The following is a 19,580-nucleotide window of genomic DNA, read 5'->3' on the forward strand; positions in this document are numbered from 1 at the left end:
TTCGTTTTATCGTGTCCCCCACGAGGAACTCCGGGGTACAATTAAATAGATAGGCCCGGTGATCAGATTACGACCGGGATCATTCTTAGGAGGATAAGCACCACTTAATGGAAATCGACCGCAAGAAGGGTGTTCACAGCGAGTCGGCCGTGCTGGTCGGCGTCCAGCTGCCCGATTCTCATGAAGAGTCTGAACCGCTGACCGAGCTCGCCGGCTTGGTCGAATCGGCGGGGGCCGAGATCGTCGGTCGATTGCACCAGCGCCGCGAGGCGCCCGACCCGGCCGCCTACTTAGGCAAGGGCAAGCTCGAAAGCCTCCAGCAGATGGTCGCCGCGGCCGAGGCCGACGTGATCGTCTTCGACAACGACCTCTCGCCGGCCCAAGTTCGCAATCTTGAGCAAGCCACCAAGGTCAAGGTGCTCGACCGCACCGAGCTGATCCTCGATATCTTCTCGACCCGCGCGCAAACGCACGAGGCCCGCTTGGCGGTCGAGCTTGCGCAGCTCGAATACTCCCTGCCGCGTCTGAAGCGGATGTGGACCCACCTCTCGCGTTTGAAGATGGGCGTCGGCATGCGTGGCCCGGGCGAGAAGCAGCTCGAAACCGACCGCCGGCTGGTCGAGCGCCGCATCGTCGACCTGAAACGCGACCTCGAGAAGGTGCTCCGACGCAAAGAACGCGAGGTCGCCGCGCGCAGCGACCGCATGACGGTCTCGCTGGTGGGCTACACGAACGCCGGCAAGAGCACGCTGCTCAATCGACTCACCGCCGGCGAGGTTTACGCCAAGGACCAGCTCTTCGCCACGCTCGACACGCGCACCCGCCGCTGGCGGCTGCCGAGCTGGGGGCCGGTGCTGCTGAGCGACACGGTCGGATTCATCCGCGACCTGCCTCACCGCTTGATCGCGAGCTTCAAGGCGACGCTCGAAGAGGCGCGCCAGGCCGACCTGCTGCTGCATGTAGCCGACGCCAGCAACCCGGCCGTGTTCGATCAGATCAAGGCGGTTCACTCGGTGCTCGCCGAGATCGGCATCGACCAAAAGGACACCCTGCTGGTGCTCAACAAGGCCGACAACGCCGACGACAAGCAGCTGGCGGTGATCGAGAGCCGTTACCCCGGATCGGTGCGAGTGAGCGCCCACACCGGCGACGGGCTCGACCGCCTCGAGTCGGCAGTGAGCGAGGCCCTCAGCCAAGGCTTTGTCGAAGCCGATGTCGTGACAGCCGTCGGCAACGGCAAGCTTTTCGCTTACCTGGCCAAGCACGGCGAGATTCTCAGCCGCACTTTCAACGAAGACCGCGTGGCGATCCATTGCCGCGTGCCGAAGAAATACCTCGGTCGTATCGCCGCCGGAGACGCAGAAGTCGTCGTCCGCACGGCGAGCGATTCGGGCGTGCTGGGCGGCGGCAATGTTGACGGCGGCATTGTCTTGCCTGCTAGTGACAATGCCCTGTCGGACAGCGCGATGGACGACGTGGCTTGAGACGCTCGCTCCGCGACAAACGTGTGGTTCTGACCGGCGCCTCGACGGGCATTGGCCGTGTCCTCGCTTTGCGGCTCGCCCGGGAGGGCGCCCGCTTGGTTCTCGTCGCCCGCAACCAGGAAAAGCTGGCCGGCGTCGCCGAAGAGGCGCGACGCCTCGGGGGCGAGGCGGTCGTTTGCGCGGGCGACGTCACCGATCCGATCGTGCGTACTGCGGCGCTGCAGACCGCCAAGGCCGAGTTCGGCGGCCTCGACCTGTTGATCAACAACGCCGGGGTCAGCGCCTTGGGGCGTTTTGTCGGTTCCGATCCCGACCGGCTGCGCTCCGTGATGGAGCTGAACCTGTTCGCCGCGGCTGAGCTGATACGCGGGGCGGCGCCGATGCTCGCCGATGGCGACGACCCGTTGGTCGTGAACATGGGCTCGGTCCTGGGCCATGTCGGGGCGCCCCACAACAGCGAGTATTGCGCAAGCAAGTTCGCCCTCCGCGGCCTGTCCGAGGCGATCCGCCCGGAGTTACGCCGTTCGGGCATCGGCCTTCTGTTGGTCTCTCCCGGCACGGTGGCGACCGAGTTCTTCGACCACGTGGTCGACAAGCGGAACGATCCGCCGTGGGGCAAACCTCGCGGCGTGACGCCGGAGCGGGTGGCCCGGCGCACCGTGAGAGCGATGAAATGGCGGCGGCGTGAGATCGTCGTTGGTTGCGCGGCCCACGCGATGGTGCTGGCGAACCGCCTGTTCCCCAGGCTGGTGAGATGCGCGTTGCGGCGTTACGGTTGAGCGGTTCTTGCCGAAGACCATAAGCCGACGAGCCACGCTCGTCGGACTTCTACCCAAACGCCTCCGACGAATGTAGCTCGTTGGCTATTGCCCAAGTGTTGCACGATGCCAAACTCGCCCCACTCCGCGCTCGACGTGCTTTACGACGACGGCCCCTGCCTGGTGATCAACAAGCCCGCGGGATTGCTGACCCAGGCTCCTGTGGGCATCGACAGCCTGGAGCTGCACGTCCGCGAGTTTTACAAGCAGCGTGAGAACACCACCGGCAAGATTTACCTGGGCATTGTTCACCGCATCGACAGGCCGGTGACCGGCTGCATCGCCTTCGGCCGCCACGTGCGGGCCGCCAGCCGCATGGCGGCGCAGTTCCAACAGCGCACGGTCGACAAGACCTATTGGGCGTTTGTCGAGGGCCGGGTGTCTCCCGACCAAGGGACCTGGACCGACCACCTGCACAAGCGGCACGGCATGAGCCAGTCGATTGTCGTGCCGGAAGACGACCCACGCGGCAAGCTCGCCGTGCTGCACTACCGCGTGCTGCACGCCACCGAGGAAGGCACGTGGCTCGAGATCCAACTCGAGACCGGCCGCACGCACCAGATCCGTGTGCAAGCCGCCTCGCGTGGACACGCCATCTGGGGCGACTCGCAATACGGCTCGCAGCGTCTGTTCGGCGACCAAGCGGTTGACCTGCGTGAACGGGGCATCGCGTTGCACGCCCGCTTCCTTGGCTTGCGTCATCCGATGCGCGACGAGCGGGTCGAGGTCACAGCGCCGCTGCCGGCTAGCTGGGAGGCGTTGCAACTCCCTGCCGCTGCGGGCTAAGCCACATTCGCCTACAGGAGTCGGTGGTTGAACCTGCCATGGCGTTAACCGACGACTTCCGTCGGCGGCTGTGGAGAACTTCGCTACGCCTATAAAAGGAGAGAGGGCGTTTCGCATGCGAAACGCCCTCTCGTTGCTTTAAGACGCTGACGCCCGGTTGGCTCTCAGAGCCCGGTGCTCTGGCGGACTTGCGTCTGGATGTCTTGCGGCAGCTTGTTGAGCTCTCGCTCAACCTCCTGCCGGTCGCCTTCAAGATGGACCCGCTGCGGACCGCTGGCGGTCGACACCGTCACGTCGATGGCGTACTGACCGTTCGCCACGGCAACCGAAGCGGAAGGAGCCGAAGGGCTCGCAACCGAGTAGCTCGACGCCATGCCGCTGGCCGAGTAGCTGCGGGCGGAAGTCGTCTGGGGCGTTCCGCTGTAGGCCCTCGATTGTGTGAAGCCGAGCAGCGAGCTAAGTGTCCCTCCAGCCTGTGGCAGGGCGGCGAACGCGGGGCTGGGTTGCACCTCGACCTGCTGCACGCCCTCGGAGGTGAGGATCTCGATCGATCGCGGGCGGTCGAGCGTTGGCAGCGAGGCGAGGTCCATCACCGGATGGCCATCGACCGACAACAGCACGAGGCCTTGGACCAAGCGGGCTTGTTGGGCGGAGCCCATCGGGTCGATCTTCGTGATCAGCATGCCGCGTCCGTCGGAAAGCGATTCGTGGCACTGTTTGAGCGTGGTCGGCAACGGCGCCAGCTCCAGGCCCCAGCTCGCCAGCGAGAGCATCTCAAGGCCTTGGTTCGCCTCCGGCAATGGCGTCAGCGGCATGCCGGGCAGGGCGCGAGCGAGTGTCTGGTCGCGGAGGCGGTCGATGTCGATCGAGCCATCCGCCTTGGTGGCCAGGGGCGTTTGGGTGGCGGCGGGCTGTTGGCCGATGCCGATGGCGGCGAGCGTGAGGGTCAGCATCAGGCCGAGGGAGGTGCGGTGGAGAGACATGATTTGGTTTCCTTAAGGGAGGGCCCTGTTGCGGGCCGTTGGACTCGGGAGGGGGGAGGCTAATCAGCTGAGCGGTCGTCGAGTCGCGGGGGGGACAAATAAAACCGCGGGGGCCGGTAGGCCCCCGCGGCGGTTCGGCTCGCTCCGGTTCACCAAGGCATCACGGCGGGGCGGAAGCCCGTGCGGCCGCGGTTGCTGCGGTTGCCACGGTTGCTGTTGCTCGACTGCGACCGCCAGTTGTTGGGCATGACGGCGGGCTGGATGACGTTGTTGCCGCCGCCGTTCACCGGCATGGTCGAGTAGCCGCCGCCGCGGCGGTTGGTCTTGCTCTTGGTCCAGGCGTTGGTGCGGTTGCCGAACCCGCCGACGCGGCTGCCGCCGCCCAGCATCGATCCGCCCTGCGTCGAGCCGCCGGCGATCACCCGGCCGTTGCCGCCCTGGGTCGAAACGCCGCCCTGCGAGACGTGCGTGCCGTTGCGGCCGATGGTCATGTTGAAGTTGTGACCGACGCCGGAGTTGCCGTTGCTGGCTCCCAGCGAGTGTGAGAGCGAGATGCCGTCCTTGTCGGCGCCGACGGCGAAGGCCGATCCGAAGCTGCCGCCGGGGCCCACATGGGTCTTGGTCTTGGCGTGGGTCCAGTCGCCATCGGCTCCGGCCGAGGCGCCGGCCCCGCCGGGACCGACATCGACGCTCGTATCGGCCGAGGCGGCCAGGGCGGCTTGGGGAAGGATGAGCAGGCAGGCGGCGATCAGCGAGGCGGCCAGGGGGGTGGAGCGGGTCATGGCGGGGTCTCCGAGTGAAGCGTTTTAGGCGGGAGGGGAGTCGACCGCGTGTCGGTCGTTACCCAACCAAGCGGGCGGCGCCAGCTGCTAGGGACTCGGAAATCCGGAAAAGTTCGCCCTCGGCTCAAGAACCTTGTTTTCCAGGGGCATTCGCCCCTCCAGCCGCGTGAGCGCAACCTAATTGAGCCGCTCGCCCGCCTCATCGGCGGCGAAGAGATGGCAACGACCCGCACGGATCGCCAGTCGGACCGATCCAACCCAACCTCCGGCGTCGCCCGGCAATCGCACGACACAGTCGCCCGCTCCCGCTTCGAGACAGCAATGGAGGAGCGTCTCGTGCCCCAGACGCTCGACTGTGCGCAGTTGAGCCCGAGCGAATGCAGCCGCGTTCTCGTCGGTGACGAGCAACAGATCCTCGGCGCGCACGCCGAGAACCGCTGGCCCCGCCAAGCCGGCGAGTGCGGGGGCGGGATCGAGGGGCCACTCCCCTGCCCCGCCGCGGAAGACTCCCGCTTGGACGACCCCCTCGAAAAGATTCATCGCCGGGCTGCCGACGAACGTCGCGGCAAACCGATTCGCGGGCCGGAGATAAACCTCGATCGGTGGGCCGGTCTGGCGGACCTCTCCATCGTCGAGCAGCACGAGTCGCTGGCCGAGGGTCATCGCCTCGATCTGATCGTGGGTCACGTAGAGCATCGTGGCGCCAAGGCGCCGGTGCAGTGCGGCGATTTCCGAGCGCATCTCGCCGCGGAGCTTCGCGTCGAGGCTCGAGAGCGGCTCGTCGAACAAGAAGGCCCGCGGCTGGCGTACGATCGACCGCCCCAGAGCAACGCGCTGACGCTGGCCGCCCGAGAGTTCCTGCGGGCGGCGATCGAGCAGCGACTGAAGTCCGAGGATCTCTGCGGCAGACGCCACACGCTGGGACCGCTCGGCCTCGGGCGTGCGGCGCAGCCCCAGCCCGAACTCCAGGTTCCGCCGCACCGTCAGGTGGGGGTAGAGGGCGTGGTCTTGGAACACCATCGCCACACTGCGTTTGGCGGGCGGGGCGTCGTTCATCCTTCTGCCATCGAAGGCTATCTCGCCGCCGCTTGGAGAATCGAGCCCCGCCACGAGCCTCAGTGCGGTCGTTTTGCCGCAACCGCTAGGGCCCGCTAAGACCACGAGTTCGCCGTCGGCCACGTCGAGGTCGACGCGGCGCAAGGCTTGGGCGCCGCCGGGGTAAGTCTTGCTAACTCGGCTTAAGGTGATTCGCGCCAAGGCGGCGTACCCATCTATTGAGGTGAATTCAAAGCCCAGGCGACGGGCAACTTTCAGGGTGGTCTAGATTAGCCCAAATCGGAGAGACTATCACAACACGACAGGCAGCCCGGTGGCCGCCTGGCTCTTCCCACGATAGCTGCTCGGCTCAGGAAGCATCGCCCCGATGACGCAGACCGATTACCACCTGCCCGCCCTCTCGCCCCCTCGCGCCATGCTCCGCGCCTGCAAGCGGGCGATTTTCCGCTGGAAGACCGTCGACACGGCCGGCGCCAAGCTCACCGGCGGGCAACTGCTGATGCGTTCGCTCGTGGTGCGTCGCATGCTCGCTCGCGAGTTGCTGGGCGCCGACGAGAAGCAGATCGGCGTGTTGCTGCCCCCTTCCAACGGCGCGGTGGTGGTCAACGCGGCCTTGGCGCTCGACCGCCGCGTGGCGGTGAACCTCAACTACTCCGTGACCGAAGCGGTGATGAACGCCTGTGTGCGTAAGGCGGGCATACGCCACGTGCTCACCAGCCGCAAGGTGGTCGACAAGCTCGACATGAAGATCGACGCCGAGGTGGTTTGCCTCGAGGACTTGCGTGACAAAGCGACGTTGGCCGACAAAGCGCTCGGCGCATTGGGCGCCTACGCCACGCCTTCGGCGCTGCTCGAACGGCGTCTCGGCTTGCACACCACGTCGATGGACGACTTGCTGACGGTTATCTTCACGTCCGGCTCGACGGGCGAGCCGAAGGGGGTGATGCTCACGCACGCCAACATCGCCTCGAACATCGACGCGATGCACCGCGGGATCGACCTGAGCAAAGAGGACGTGATCCTCGGCATCCTGCCGTTCTTCCACTCGTTCGGCTACACGGTGACGCTGTGGACGCCGCTCGCCCTCGACCTGTCGGCCGTGTACCACTTCAGCCCGCTCGACGCGCGTCAGATCGGCAAACTCTCCCGCGAGCACGGGGCGACGATCCTGCTGAGCACCCCCACGTTCTTGCGGAGTTACATGAAGCGATGCAACCCGGAAGACTTCGCCTCGCTCGAAGTCGTCGTGGTCGGCGCCGAGAAATTGCCGATCTCCCTGAGCGACTCGTTCGAGAAGAAGTTCGGGGTGCGTCCGGTCGAGGGTTACGGCGCCACCGAGCTCTCGCCGCTGGTCTCGGTCAACGTGCCCGCCTGTCGGTCGCACACCGAGGGGGTCGACTCGCGTGAGGGCAGCGTCGGACAGCCGGTTTGCGGCGTGCGAGCGCGGGTGGTCGACCCCGAGAGCCGCGAGCCGCTCGCCCAAGGCGAGGAGGGGATGCTCGAGATCACGGGCCCCAACCTGATGCTCGGCTATTTCGACGACGCGGAAAAAACCGCCGCGGTGGTGCACGACGGGTGGTACGTGACGGGCGACATCTCGGTGATCGACCCCGAGGGCTTCATCCACATCACGGGGCGGCTGAGTCGGTTCTCGAAGATCGGCGGCGAGATGGTTCCCCACGTCCGCGTGGAGGAAGAGATCCAGCGGTTCCTCGGCGACGAAGAAGCGGAAGCCGTCAGTGCGGTCGTTACGGCAGTGCCCGACGCCAGGAAAGGCGAACGCCTCATCGTGGTGCACAAGGCGATCGACAAGTCCCCGGACGAGATCGCCGCCCACCTCAAGGCGGTCGGTGTGCCGAACCTCTGGATCCCCGGCAACGACAGCTACCTGCTGGTCGACGAATTGCCTTTGCTCGGCTCGGGCAAGCTCGACCTCAAACGCCTGGCCGAAGTCGCCCGCGAGCATTTCGCCGCCGGTGCTTAGGGCAGGTCGCTTGCGTCCATGCGCCCCCCGCGGCTTTACTGGGTCAGAGGCTGCCGCAAGCCGCCATCGGACGCTTCGTGCCGGCGTGCGACCGAGGCGACCCGCGCCGTGCGCCAGTCGTTCTCACGCTGTGCCGCTCGGCGGCAGATGCGCACAAGCTCTTCACGCGGCTGGGGGTCGATCCCGTCGAGGCGGCCGGCCAAGCCCTCAATCGCGTCGGGGTTGCGTGTCGCCGCTCGGGAGAACGTCGCCATGAACTTCATCGTCTCGACGAAGTTGTGGTCGGCGGTGCGATTGATCAGCGGCCCTAAGGTCTTGGCCACGATCTCCATCGCCAGATCGTCGAAGTCAACGAAGCTGTCGAGCCGCCCCGTGATGTAGGTCCGCCCGTTCTCCTCCCGGAAAGACGTCGAGCGGAACAGCAGCACGCAACGGGCTCGGATCGACTGCGGCATCGGCGGGGCGTCGTACACTCCCTCGGCGTAGGCGAGGATCGTCACATCGCCGGTGGCGTCGTCCTCGCCGCCGCGGCCCTTGCCGTAATCGGCGAAAAGTACCCGAACGCCCCCCTTGGTGCCGGCTCCGTCGCTGGTGTGGTAGGTCGTGTCGCTCCTGCGCTGAAGATTGAGTTGCGTCACGCCCATCTGCCGCCACACACCTACTACTAGCTCGGGGTTTTGGGCGAGGTGCGTAAAGATCTCTGCGTCGCAGTCGATCACCTGCGAAGGCAGACGCCGGTAGAGATCGGCTTCACGCACAATGCCCTCCACGCCACGGCGGCGGCTGGCGGAAAGCTGGCGCCAAGGAATCGCTCGCAAAGCCTGTTGCTTCGCCTCGGAAGAGCTGCTGGCGTCGTCGTAGACACGCATCGCGTCCTCGCCCTGCGAGGCTCTAACTGGCGCGCCGCTCGACAAAGCGGCAGCCGCGATTGCGGCTGCAAGCAATGCGCGCAGCTTGGGTTGCGACGATGGATGGCGGCGCGCCATAGAGCCCCCCCCGGGTGGCGCCATAAAAAGCACGCGTGGCGGTCACCACGCGTGAAGATATACCGATTCAGCTGATTAAATCGGCGCCCGATTGCGATCGGCGTGAGACTATCTCGCCGCCGAATCGATCCTGTCGGTCGCCGCGGGACGAACGCTTGGCGCCTTGCGTTGCTATTGCGAAGCCGGGGCAGCCTTTGAAGAATGCCCGCGCAGCCGTTCTCTGCCGCTAAAGCCCCCTCGAAAGCCCCCCGTATGAAACCCTGGCGACGTGCAGCCCTCGGCTTAGTCATCGCTTTTTTGGGGGCGTCTTACGCCGTATGGGGTGTGGTCCGCTGGTCGAACGGCTATCTGACGGATCGGCTCGCGTCGCACGCCGTCGCCGCGCCTGGTTCAAGCCATGAAGCCTCGCTGATGATTGATCGGATGGGGGGCGACACGCTGGCGCCGCTGGTCGACCTGGCGTCGGACGCCGACGAGCGAGTTGCAGCCCCAGCAAGGCTGCGTCTCGAGGAACGGCTGGCCGGCTGGGTCTCCGCCCCGTCGGGTGGGCCCGTGCCCGACCTGAACGTACGCGTTCTGCGTTTGCTGGCGATGCTGTCGGACCACGCCGACCTGTTCACCTCCAAGGGCCAGGTCTGGGTGACCGATTTCACCGAGCGGCTGCTCACGTCGAGCCTCGAGCATAGCCCGGGCGATTCGGGGCGGCTGATCGCCGCCGCTGACAACCTGCTTGAGCGTATCGACGAGAGCACCCCTCGCAATGAAACCACGCCAGCGTTCGCCGCCGCCCCCGCAGCGACGCTCAAGCCTGCACGGTCGCAATCGGCGCCTGTGCCGCTGCCGAGGGAGCCTTCGCCGCTTCCCTCACCGACCACAACTCCTCCTCGCGCCCTGGCGCAAGAAAATACCGCGGCCGACCCATTGGAGCCGCTTCCGTTCAGCAACGAAACGTCCGCCCATGGGCCCCAGCCTGAGGCTTTCGCCGAGCAGGCCCCCCGATTCCGGGCGCCCGCAATTGGCCGCGGCACACCAAACGACTGGTCGCCTGATTGGGGTGGAGACGACGATGCCTCGCCTCTTGCCCAGCGGCCAATCGCTCCATCCGAGCCGGAACGGTACTCCGAACGGAGCGACCTCGAGCTGCTACGCGAATGGCTAAGCCTGGGACCGCTGCCGCAAGCCGATTTTGAGAGCGGCGAGCCACTCGACGCCCGCCGCAAGGCGCTTGCCGCCGAGTTGTCCGGCCGCGGCTACACAGGCATGTCAGTCGCCCATCTCGAGGCATTGTTCGCTAGCGAGGCCCGCGAGCGCTTGCAGTTGGTCGAAAGGCTGATGACCGAACCGGCGGGCGATGCGGCCCGGCTCCTGCTGCTGCTCGCCAAGGATGACTCGCCCTTGGTCCGCCGCGCGGCGATCTCCGCGTTGGCGAGCACCAACGACCCCACACTCATGCGCGCCGCGCTGGCCCTGGCGATGCACGACCGCGATCCGGCGGTCGCCGAATTCGCTCAACGGGTCCGCGAACGGCTGCGTTGATCCCACTCGGCGGGCGCCTCTGACGGGGCCGGTTCCTCAACGCAACTTCGTGTCGATCGCGTTGATGCGGTTGGCGGTGAGGTGCGGCTGCTGGTACTCGGTCAAGAATCCCTTTGCACCCCGCACTCCGATCCGCTTGCCGAGCATCGGCTGCAAGTTCATGTCGGGGCTGGGCGTCAGGAAAGTGACAACCTTGCCGCGGTCGTCAACGAGGGCGAACTTCGGGGCGTCGGCACGCTGCGACACCACCGGTCGCAAACGCCCCACCGCGTCGTAGCCGCTGGCGTTGGAGCCGATCGTCTCGGCCGTGCTGGCCAGCGTCGTGGGCGGCGAGGCGGAACCGGCGGCGGTAGCGGCGGGGTCCGGCCGCGTTGCTGGGGCCACGCCGCCGTCGCGCATCTGGCGGTATCGGCCAGCGATCGCCGCAAAGCGATCGATGCGGCCGGCGATCGCGCGGACCGTCTGTCGATCGGCCTCGGTAGGTGCGGAGGTGAGCAGGCTCGCCGCTTCCGCTTCCAGGGGCTCGAACCGCCACAGGTTGGGCCGTTCGGCGACGATGGTCGACAGCGCAACTTCGAGGGCGTCGACCTGCTGCGAGAAACTCGCGTCGATCGGCTCTTGGTCGGCTTGAGGTTTCCGAGCCGCTGTCTGGTCGATTTCCGCCGCGCCGTAGCGTGGCTGCGCGTCGGAGACGAGCACGATCGCGTCGGCTTCGGCCGCTGCTCCGCCTTCCGGATCGGCGAGCTGCGCTGTTTCGCCGGCCGCCTCCGTATGCGTCAGAGCGCTCGATTCAACGGAACGCCAGGCATCCTCGGGTTCGGTTGCGAGTTGGCCCTCATCGCCGTTCACGCCGAGGGGCTCTAGATCACCGAGCCAAACCCAGCGGAACTCCCCCGCCGGCGGCGCGATCGCGACCCAGCCGTCGGGTGGTGTGGCGGCCCCGCCCGTGGCCAGTGCGACCAGTTCGCCCGCCTCGAGCCGGATATGCACCGCGTCGCCCTCGCCTTGGGCGCCCGCCACTCGCACCGGCGTGTCGCTGCGTTTCACGCGCGCCACCCCGGGGCCGGCGGACTCGAGGTCGCTGCGTCGCACCCAGCTGACGCACGACTCGGGCGGGCGGACCGCAACGTACCCATTGGCCTCGTGCCGGTAGACCTCCACGCGGTCTCCCACCGTCAGTTGGGATGAGACGTAGTGCGACTCCCCCGGGCCACTTAGGACCGCGACGGTCGGCGCGGCGACGATCGCCTTGTAAGGCGTCGCCGGAGCCTCGTAGGAACCGGCGGAGGCAAAGTTCGCGGCGATCATTGTCGCTATGCCGCAGAAAGCGAATCGGCTGTTCATCCTGGCGATCCGTGCCGGGTGAAGGGGAAAACGTAGATGGTTTCGCGGTCGGCTTGTAGGCGATCCTCTGCCCCGGCTCAAGCCGAATGGCGTTGTCGCCTGGGTGCTAGCTGGCGCCTCGCTGTTGAGCGCGTCGCGTGGCGAGTAGAATAGTGATAGCAAGACCGCCTCTGCGACGGTCGGCTGCTTCCCCCCTCCGGCCCCCATCCTGCTCGGCCTGTCGCCATGTCCGCTCCCGAACGCCTTGGCCCCTACAAGATCGGCCGCCAACGGGGCAAAGGGGGCATGGGGGCGGTTTACGAAGCCGAATCGGCTGAGACCGGCGAGCGGGTGGCCGTGAAGATGCTCTCGCCTCAGCTGGCGGTCTCCGCGGGTTTTCGCAGCCGGTTCGATTCGGAGATCGAATCGCTCCGAACGCTCAGCCACGCCAACATCGTTCGCCTGCTCGGCTACGGTGAAGAGGGCGACACGATCTATTACTCGATGGAGCTCATCGACGGCCCTAGCCTCGAGGAGCAGCTGGCCGAAGGCAAGCGTTTCAGCTGGCGTGAGACCGCCCAGATCGCCGCCCAGGTCTGCCGCGCCCTGAAGCACGCCCACGACCACGGCGTGGTGCACCGCGACCTGAAGCCGGCCAACATCTTGATGGATGGCGAGCGGGTCAAACTCGCCGACTTCGGCATCGCCCGTCTTTTTGGCGGGGCGTCGATCACCATGGCGGGCGGCGTGCTCGGCACGGCCGACTACATGTCGCCCGAGCAGGCCGAAGGCAAACCCGTGAGCGAGCGGTGCGACCAATACAGCCTCGGAGCGGTGATGTACGCCCTGCTCGCCGGCCGCCCGCCGTTCCGAGCTAGCAGCATGCCGGAGATGCTCCAGCTGCAGCGATTCGCCGAGCCCGAGCCGGTGCGGCGTTACGCGCCCGACACGCCTGAGCAGCTCGAACTGGTGATCTGCCAATTGCTGGAGAAGGACCCCACCGACAGGTTTCCTAACACGGTGGTCTTGGCCAAGCACTTGGAGGCGATGCTGCGGGCCCTCGCCCATCCGGCCGAAGACGATTTCGAGTACTCCCAAACGTTGGCCTCCGACGCCGATCGCAACGACGGGGACTTGGCCGAAACCCTCATGGAGGCCCGGCGAACGAGCGGACCCTCGCCCACCAGCGCTCCCACCCCGGCCGAGCGAACCATGCAACTAGGGGGGCCAACCGGCCTGATGCCGGACTCGGGCGAGGAGTTGGCGCCAGTCCCCAGGAAGACTTTCACCGCCGTCTCCACCGCCGACAGTGCCGCAGAGCTGGGCGGGTGGCGGGCCGCGTTGGGACCACTCGTGCTGCTGCTGCTGGTCATCGGCGCCACGGCGATAGGCTACCACTACTGGACACGTCCCACGCCGCGCGAGTGGCTCTATCAACGGATCGCCCACGACGCCCGGAGCGACGAGGGAGGGCCCTCCACGCTCGCCTCGATCGACGAGTTCCTCGAACGCTTCCCCCAAGACCCGCGTCGCGATCAACTTGGTGAGTGGCGCCGAGAAATCAGCCTCAACCGACTCGAGCGTCGATTGGCGATCGCCCGACTGGGCCAACCGACCGAAACGCCCTTGGAGAGCAGCGCGGCGCGGCTGCTGTACCAACGCGCCGAAACGATCGCCCAACGCGACCCCGCGGCGGGGATCGCCGCGTTCGAAGGCGCCGCCGCCTTGCTGTCGGTTGACGCCGCCGCCGATCCGGCGGAGGCCGAAGAAGGGGGCGAGGCGGCCGGCTACGCCGAGCTCGCCGAACGCGAAGCGCAAGCCCTCCGCGAGCGACTCCGCGCCGAAGGAGCCGTGCTCCGCGAGCTGGCCCACCGCCGGCTGACCCACGCCCGCTCGATTGTCGATTCGGACCCCAACGAGGCGAAGCGGATCGCCGAGGGCCTCGTTGCACTGTACGGCGACGACCCCGACGCACAGTCGCTCGTCAACGATGCTCGGCGTCTGCGTCAATCGCTGAGCGACAACGCCGCAGAGTAGCTCCATTTCCACTGGCGCCGTGGCGAGCGTTCGGCGGATGGGTTAGGAAAGAGGGAGACGCCGGCCCGATTCCCCCCAAGTCCAAACGCAAGCAAGTCCAAGCGCAAGCGATGACGCAACCTTTCTCGAAGAACTCTCGTCCCAACAGCGCCAAGGCCTACGCCCGAGCCCAACCGTTGATGCCGGGCGGCGTGAACAGCCCCGCCAGGGCTTTTGGAGCGGTCGGTGGCGAACCGCTGTTCATCGACCGGGCCGATGGGGCGTACCTGTGGGACGTCGACGGCCATCGTTACGTCGATTACATCGGCTCCTGGGGGCCGATGATCCTCGGGCACCGCTTCCCGCCGGTTGTCGCCGCCCTCGAAGAGGCGATCTCACGCGGCACGAGCTTCGGCGCCCCCACCGAGGCCGAGAGCGAGCTCGCCGAGCTGATCATCGAGTGCGTGCCGAGCGTCGAGCGGGTGCGGCTGGTGAACTCCGGAACCGAGGCGACGATGAGCGCCGTGCGGCTGGCGCGCGGCTTCACGGGACGCGACCAAGTGATCAAGTTCGCCGGCAACTACCACGGGCACGTCGACAGCCTGCTCGTGGCCGCCGGCAGTTCGGCCGCCACGCTCGGCCAACCGAATTCGCCCGGCGTGACGGCGGGCGCCGCCAAGGACACAATCGTGCTCCCTTACAACGACCCCGAGGCGCTCGCCGCCGCAGTGGCGGAGCACGGCGACCGGCTCGCGGCGGTGATCTTCGAACCGGTCTGCGGCAACATGGGCGTGGTGGCGCCGACCGACGAGTTCCTCACCGCCCTGCGCAGCGAGACCCGCCGCTGCGGGGCTTTGCTCATCGCCGACGAAGTGATGACCGGCTTCCGTCTCTCGCTGGGCGGCGCGCAAGAGCGGCTCGGCGTGGAGCCCGATCTTACGACGCTCGGCAAGATCGTCGGAGGCGGCCTGCCCGTGGGAGCTTACGGAGGTCGATCGGACGTGATGGCCCACGTCCTTCCCGAAGGCCCCGTTTTTCAAGCCGGCACGCTGAGCGGCAATCCTCTCGCCACGGCCGCCGGCACGGCGACGCTCCGCGCGTTGCGTGACCAGCCGCCTTACGCGCGACTCGAAACGCTCGCCGGACGGCTTGAGTTTGGCCTACGCAGCGCGGCGGAGGCGGCGGGCGTGCCGTTCACACTCAAACGCGTCGGCAGCATGCTCACGCTGTTCTTCAGCAAAGACGCGGTGACCGACTGGGAGTCCGCAAGCCGCTGCGACACCGAGCGTTTCGGTCGCTACTTCTGGGCGATGCTCGACCGCGGCGTTTACTTGCCATGCAGCCAGTACGAAGCGTTGTTCGTCTCGGCGTCGCACACCGAAGAGGACATCGACGCGACGATCGCCGCGGCGGAAGAATCTCTCAAGAGCGTTGCTTAGCCCAATTGTCTTCGGCCGCGCTGCGACGAAAGTAATTCGGCGTCAGTTCGAAGGGGTTGAGCGTTTCGCCACGCGCCGCTAGCGCCGCAGCGACCCTACCAACCTCTTCGGCGCGGGGGGCCCATCGTTCCTTGTCGGCCGCCTCGGCGCCCACGGGCAAAGCCCCTGTGAGCTTGGCGACGCCGGGGCCTGTCAGCAGGTCTCCCGCTTGAACCATTTCTTCCAGCCCTTCGGGGCCAAGGATGCGTGTGGCCGCATCCCCCAGCGGCTCGACCGCCTCGTAGCGAGCGGCGAACAGCTCGCCACGCTGGGCGTCGAGCAGGGCGACGACCGGCCGGCCGAGGTCGGCTCGCCGAAGTGCGATCGCGTCGAGCGTGTTGATCGCCACAACCTTGGCGCCAACGGCGTAGGCAAACGCCTTGGCAGTCGCCACACCAACCCGCAGGCCGGTGAACGAGCCGGGGCCGGTGGTCACGGCGACCAGGCCGATCTGGTTGGGCGAGGCCCCAGCCAGGCTGAGCAACCGATCGATCGCCGGCGCCAAGGCGACAGCCCCGCGTTGCCCCGGCGTGGGCAACACGCTCTGAACAAGCCGGGGAGCGTGCTCAAAGGGGCCGCCGGGACCTTCGTCGACGGTTTCGAACAACGCCATCGAGGCGTTGCGTCCGGAGCTCTCGATCGCGAGTAGGAGGGTCACTTACGAAGTCTCGGCTCGACGGGGAATCGGGGGACTGGGAGTCCGGAGAAATGCAGGGTTTTGACGCTAGTCTTGCGCACGGGCCGGGTTGACCGCCGGGGCAAGGCCATTTAGGCTTTCTCGATTGGCCGCGAGACCGCCGTACACACGGATGCTCGGCGTTTTCTGGCCACGCCCAATCGGCTGGCGGGCGAGCGTCAATGAACGGGGCGGCGCCTTGCGGCCCACCCGGTTCTCCCCACCACGAACATCCAATTTGCGATCGGCCGCCGACACCACGATCTTCTCAGATCGCAGGCCGGCCGGGAAGGCGTCGGCCTTGAGACGGGCTATCATCAGCGACATCCACGGCAACTACATCGCTCTTAAGGCGGTGCTTGCGCACATCGCCGACCAGCAGGTCGACGAAGTCTTCTGCCTGGGCGACATCATCGGCTACGGACCGCAGCCGTGTGAGTGCCTCGACGGCGTGATCGACAACTGCAAGGTCACACTCCTGGGCAACCACGACCAGGGCGCCATGTTCGACCCCGAGGGGTTCAATAGCTCGGCCGAGCGGGCCATCTTTTGGACACGCGACCAGTTGGAAAACTCGCGCGTCAGCCGCGACCGCACCGACGAGCGGTGGGATTTCCTCGGCGCCATGCCGCGGGTTCACCGCGACGGCGACTGGCTGTACGTGCACGGTTCGGCACGCAACCCGGTGAACGAGTACGTCTTCCCGGAAGACATCTACAACCAGAAGAAGATGGAGAAGTTGTTCAGCCTGATCCCCAAGGGTTGCTTCCAAGGACACACCCACGTGCCGGGCGTGTTCAGCGAGTCGCGCAACTTCCTCACGCCCGAAGAAACGGCTTACGAGTACGCCGTTAGCGGGGAGAAGTTCATGATCAACGTCGGCTCGGTCGGCCAGCCGCGCGACGGCGACCCACGTGCTTGCTACGTCATCCAGGAGGACAACAAGATCACGTTCAACCGTGTCGAGTACGACTGCAACGCAACGGCCGATCTGATCTACGGTGTGCCCGACCTCGACAACTTCCTCGGCGACCGCATCAAGCAGGGGCGGTGATGCAAAGCGTCTCGCGGTGAACGGGCCCCGTGACGCCCCACGCATCGCAACACCGTCGCCCCGTCTCCCCCGCCCGCCTCTCTCGACGGCTCAAGCGACTCGGCGCCTGACTCGTCACGGCGCCTGATTACCGTGCAAACCGGTGGACCTCTGCTCCACTGCCCTCTCGGCCCGCTGGCAAACGCCCATCCCTCCTCCCCGTAAGCCTTCCCCGTACTTATGCCCGCCCCTTCGAAAGACTCGAAGCAGCCGCTCGACCAGCGATTCTTCGTTTTCATGCTGCTGTCGATGTCGATCCTGCTGTTCTTCAACGGGTTCATGGCGCCCCCGGTGGACCCCGCCGACGAGCAGGCCGCTCAGCAAGAAGCGGAGGACGCGGGCCTCGACCTCGCCGCCAAGCCCGCCGCACCAGTCGCTGCCGCCGACGCCGACGCCGACGGCCCCTCCGAAGCCGCGCCGATTGGCGACGATCCCACGGCCGAGCCGGAACTCTTCACGCTTGGCTCTGTGGCGCCCGAGGCCGAGTACCGGCTGCTGACGACGATCGACAATATCGGCGCCGCCGTGAGGCGGGTCGCGATCGCGTCACCCGAGTACCAAGACCTCGACGACCGCAGCGGCTTCCTGGGGCACCTCGAACTGTCCGACAGCCCCACCGGCGGGGCGTTGGTAGGCGTCGTGGAGCCCGGCTCGCCCGCCGAGGAGGCGGGTCTCGCTCCGGGTGATGTGATCACATCGGCCGGCGTGAAGAAGCAAGAAGACACGCCCGACGCCGCCTCGCTCCACGCGTTGCTCGACGGGACCGAGCCGCGGGAGACGATCAATCTGATTGGCGCACGCGCCGATGGCGAGGCGTTTACGACCACCGCCACCCTGCGCCGGCAACCGCTTTGCGTTCTCCGTCCCGAAGCGGAAAACATCGCCTTGCACGGCGAGGCGCCCCCCGGCGGTGTGGTCTCGGAGCCTTCGTACGTGTTGCGGCTGAAGTCGGTCGGCGGTCGGACCACAGCCGACCCGGTGGTCGTCGCGGCGAACGCCAAGTTGACCGGCGAGCCGTGGACGCAAGTCGAAGACGACGAAGCGCAGGCCGACGACGCCCAAGTGGTCGCGTTTCGCAAGCGGCTGCCCGAGTTGGGGATCGAGATTGTCAAACGCTTCACGATGAGTGAAGTCCCCGCCGAGCACCTCGACGACAAGGCCTACCCCGGATTCCATTTCGACCTGGGGGTCGAGGTTCGCAACCTCGGGGCCGAATCGACCGAGGTTTCCTACGAGTTGACCGGCCCGAACGGCCTGCCGATCGAGGGTTGGTGGTACTCGATGAAGATCGGCCGCGGCTGGGGCGGCTACGGCATGCGCGACGTGCTGGTGCGTTACGCCGGCGGTCGCTACACGCAGATCGCCTGCAAGACCGTGGCGGACGGCAAGGCGGAGCCGATGGGCCAGGGAGCGCCGCTGGCGTACATCGGCGTCGACTCGCAGTACTTCGCCTCGGTGTTGATGCCGCAGAAAGAGTCGCTGGGCAACGTGTGGATGAACGCCGCCCGGGCGGAGCTGGCCACGCCCGAACTCGACGACAAGGCCCAGAAGACTTGGAACAATCCCACCGTGGTGCTCGAGCGCAAGCCGCTGCTCCTGAGCCCCGCCGGCGCCGAGGGCTTCACCCACACCGACGGCTACCGCGTGTTCGCCGGTCCCAAGCTGCCCGACCTGCTGGCCGCCTACCACGCCTCGGGCGACGATCAGCACGGCCTCGACGGCATGCTGTACTACGGTTGGTTCGGCCCGGTGGCGTGGGTGATGCTCGGCATCCTGCACGGGTTCTACGCGATCGTCGGCAACTACGGTGTAGCGATCATTCTGCTGACCGTGCTCGTGCGGGCCTCGATGTACCCGATCAGCCGCAAGCAAGCGCAGAGCATGGTCAAGATGCAGGCGCTCAAGCCCGAGATGGACCGCATCGCCGAGAAGTACAAGAACGACATGGAGAAGCGTTCTCGCGCCCAGCAAGACCTTTTCCGCAAACACAAGGTGAACCCGGCCGCCGGTTGCCTCCCGCTTTTCTTGCAGTTGCCCGTGTTCGCCGGTTTGTACCGGGCGCTAGGGGTCGATGTCGAGCTGCGGCAGGCGCCGCTGTTCAGCGAATCGATCCGGTTCTGCTCGAACCTGGCGGCGCCCGACATGGCGTTCGACTGGTCGGGCTTCATGCCCGACTGGGTGAACAACGGCCAAGGGATGTTCGGCCTGGGGCCGTACTTCAACGTGCTGCCGATCGTGGCGGTCTGTCTGTTCCTCGTGCAGCAGAAGCTGTTCATGCCCGAGGCGACCACCGAGCAGGCCCGCATGCAGCAAAGCATGATGAAGTACATGATGCTTTTCATGGGCTTCCTGTTCTTCAAGTGGCCGAGCGGATTGGCGATCTACCTGATCACGTCCACGCTGTGGGGCATCACCGAACGCAAGCTGCTTCCCAAGCCGACGATCGCCGACGCGCCGGCGATCACCGCCTCGGCGGCCAAGCCTTCGAAACCGGCGCCCAAGGCTTCGTCCAATGGCGCCTCGAAAGCGACCGCCAAGCGCAACAAAAAGAAACGCAAGCGCTGAGTGGGCAGAACCAT

General features: G+C 66.7%; 16 protein-coding genes. 9 read left to right on the top strand and 7 right to left on the bottom strand.

Features of this window, described 5'->3' with window-relative positions; translation table 11 throughout:
• Positions 1-107 precede the first annotated feature (107 nt).
• The 3 genes from hflX to Mal64_RS05410 all read left to right on the top strand — a co-directional run bounded on the left by hflX (position 108) and on the right by Mal64_RS05410 (position 3,088).
• Entirely contained in the window at positions 108-1,484 is a 1,377-nt protein-coding gene (gene hflX, locus Mal64_RS05400) for a GTPase HflX (RefSeq protein ID WP_146397804.1), read from the top strand.
• Positions 1,481-2,263: an SDR family NAD(P)-dependent oxidoreductase gene (locus Mal64_RS05405; protein WP_146397806.1), complete on the top strand. Its 783-nt coding sequence runs from the start codon at positions 1,481-1,483 to the stop codon at positions 2,261-2,263. Before hflX ends, Mal64_RS05405 begins: the two co-directional genes overlap by 4 nt.
• A 105-nt stretch (positions 2,264-2,368) precedes the next feature.
• On the top strand, positions 2,369-3,088 hold the full coding sequence (locus tag Mal64_RS05410; protein ID WP_146397808.1) for an RluA family pseudouridine synthase: 720 nt from the start codon (positions 2,369-2,371) through the stop codon (positions 3,086-3,088).
• Positions 3,089-3,252: 164 nt separating this feature from the next.
• On the opposite strand, the gene Mal64_RS05415 is transcribed toward Mal64_RS05410, so the two are convergent.
• The 3 genes from Mal64_RS05415 to Mal64_RS05425 all read right to left on the bottom strand — a co-directional run bounded on the left by Mal64_RS05415 (position 3,253) and on the right by Mal64_RS05425 (position 6,110).
• Complete coding sequence (locus tag Mal64_RS05415; RefSeq protein WP_146397810.1) at positions 3,253-4,071, bottom strand: hypothetical protein; 819 nt, start codon at positions 4,069-4,071, stop codon at positions 3,253-3,255.
• A 149-nt stretch (positions 4,072-4,220) separates the two neighbouring features.
• Complete coding sequence (locus Mal64_RS05420) at positions 4,221-4,853, bottom strand: hypothetical protein (RefSeq protein ID WP_146397812.1); 633 nt, start codon at positions 4,851-4,853, stop codon at positions 4,221-4,223.
• A gap of 177 nt (positions 4,854-5,030) precedes the next feature.
• Positions 5,031-6,110 carry an ABC transporter ATP-binding protein gene (locus Mal64_RS05425; RefSeq protein WP_146397815.1) on the bottom strand — a complete coding sequence of 360 codons (1,080 nt, stop codon included), beginning with the start codon at positions 6,108-6,110 and terminating at the stop codon, positions 5,031-5,033.
• A 166-nt stretch (positions 6,111-6,276) separates the two neighbouring features.
• Here Mal64_RS05425 and Mal64_RS05435 point away from each other — a divergent pair, with 166 nt between their 5' ends.
• Positions 6,277-7,893, top strand: coding sequence for an AMP-binding protein (locus Mal64_RS05435; RefSeq protein ID WP_146397817.1), 1,617 nt, complete (start codon positions 6,277-6,279; stop codon positions 7,891-7,893).
• 35 nt (positions 7,894-7,928) lie between these two features.
• Here Mal64_RS05435 and Mal64_RS05440 read toward each other — a convergent pair whose 3' ends face one another.
• Entirely contained in the window at positions 7,929-8,762 is an 834-nt protein-coding gene (locus tag Mal64_RS05440) for a hypothetical protein (protein ID WP_146397819.1), read from the bottom strand.
• A gap of 369 nt (positions 8,763-9,131) precedes the next feature.
• Here Mal64_RS05440 and Mal64_RS05445 point away from each other — a divergent pair, with 369 nt between their 5' ends.
• Positions 9,132-10,415: a hypothetical protein gene (locus Mal64_RS05445; protein ID WP_146397821.1), complete on the top strand. Its 1,284-nt coding sequence runs from the start codon at positions 9,132-9,134 to the stop codon at positions 10,413-10,415.
• Positions 10,416-10,451: 36 nt separating this feature from the next.
• Here the strand turns inward: Mal64_RS05445 and Mal64_RS05450 are convergent, their stop codons facing one another.
• Positions 10,452-11,759, bottom strand: coding sequence for an SH3 domain-containing protein (locus tag Mal64_RS05450; protein ID WP_146397823.1), 1,308 nt, complete (start codon positions 11,757-11,759; stop codon positions 10,452-10,454).
• A 225-nt stretch (positions 11,760-11,984) separates the two neighbouring features.
• On the opposite strand from Mal64_RS05450, the gene Mal64_RS05455 reads away from it, so the two are divergent.
• Both Mal64_RS05455 and hemL read left to right on the top strand, forming a co-directional pair.
• Complete coding sequence (locus tag Mal64_RS05455) at positions 11,985-13,775, top strand: serine/threonine-protein kinase (protein WP_146397825.1); 1,791 nt, start codon at positions 11,985-11,987, stop codon at positions 13,773-13,775.
• 110 nt (positions 13,776-13,885) lie between these two features.
• Positions 13,886-15,193 (top strand): glutamate-1-semialdehyde 2,1-aminomutase, encoded by a 1,308-nt coding sequence (hemL, locus tag Mal64_RS05460; RefSeq protein WP_146397827.1) that lies wholly within the window; start codon positions 13,886-13,888, stop codon positions 15,191-15,193.
• On the opposite strand, the gene tsaB is transcribed toward hemL, so the two are convergent.
• Together tsaB and Mal64_RS05470 are read right to left on the bottom strand one after the other, a co-directional pair.
• Entirely contained in the window at positions 15,177-15,890 is a 714-nt protein-coding gene (tsaB, locus tag Mal64_RS05465) for a tRNA (adenosine(37)-N6)-threonylcarbamoyltransferase complex dimerization subunit type 1 TsaB (RefSeq protein ID WP_146397829.1), read from the bottom strand. The two genes, hemL and tsaB, sit on opposite strands and share 17 nt — an antisense overlap.
• Positions 15,891-15,956: 66 nt before the next feature.
• Positions 15,957-16,226 carry a hypothetical protein gene (locus tag Mal64_RS05470; RefSeq protein WP_146397831.1) on the bottom strand — a complete coding sequence of 90 codons (270 nt, stop codon included), beginning with the start codon at positions 16,224-16,226 and terminating at the stop codon, positions 15,957-15,959.
• Between Mal64_RS05470 and Mal64_RS05475 the strand changes: the two genes are divergently transcribed.
• Together Mal64_RS05475 and Mal64_RS05480 are read left to right on the top strand one after the other, a co-directional pair.
• Positions 16,210-16,962 carry a metallophosphoesterase family protein gene (locus tag Mal64_RS05475; protein WP_146397833.1) on the top strand — a complete coding sequence of 251 codons (753 nt, stop codon included), beginning with the start codon at positions 16,210-16,212 and terminating at the stop codon, positions 16,960-16,962. The two genes, Mal64_RS05470 and Mal64_RS05475, sit on opposite strands and share 17 nt — an antisense overlap.
• Positions 16,963-17,181: 219 nt before the next feature.
• Positions 17,182-19,566 carry a YidC/Oxa1 family insertase periplasmic-domain containing protein gene (locus tag Mal64_RS05480; RefSeq protein ID WP_146397835.1) on the top strand — a complete coding sequence of 795 codons (2,385 nt, stop codon included), beginning with the start codon at positions 17,182-17,184 and terminating at the stop codon, positions 19,564-19,566.
• Positions 19,567-19,580 lie beyond the last annotated feature (14 nt).

The organism is Pseudobythopirellula maris (assembly GCF_007859945.1).
Taxonomy (GTDB): Bacteria; Planctomycetota; Planctomycetia; order Pirellulales; family Lacipirellulaceae; genus Pseudobythopirellula; species Pseudobythopirellula maris.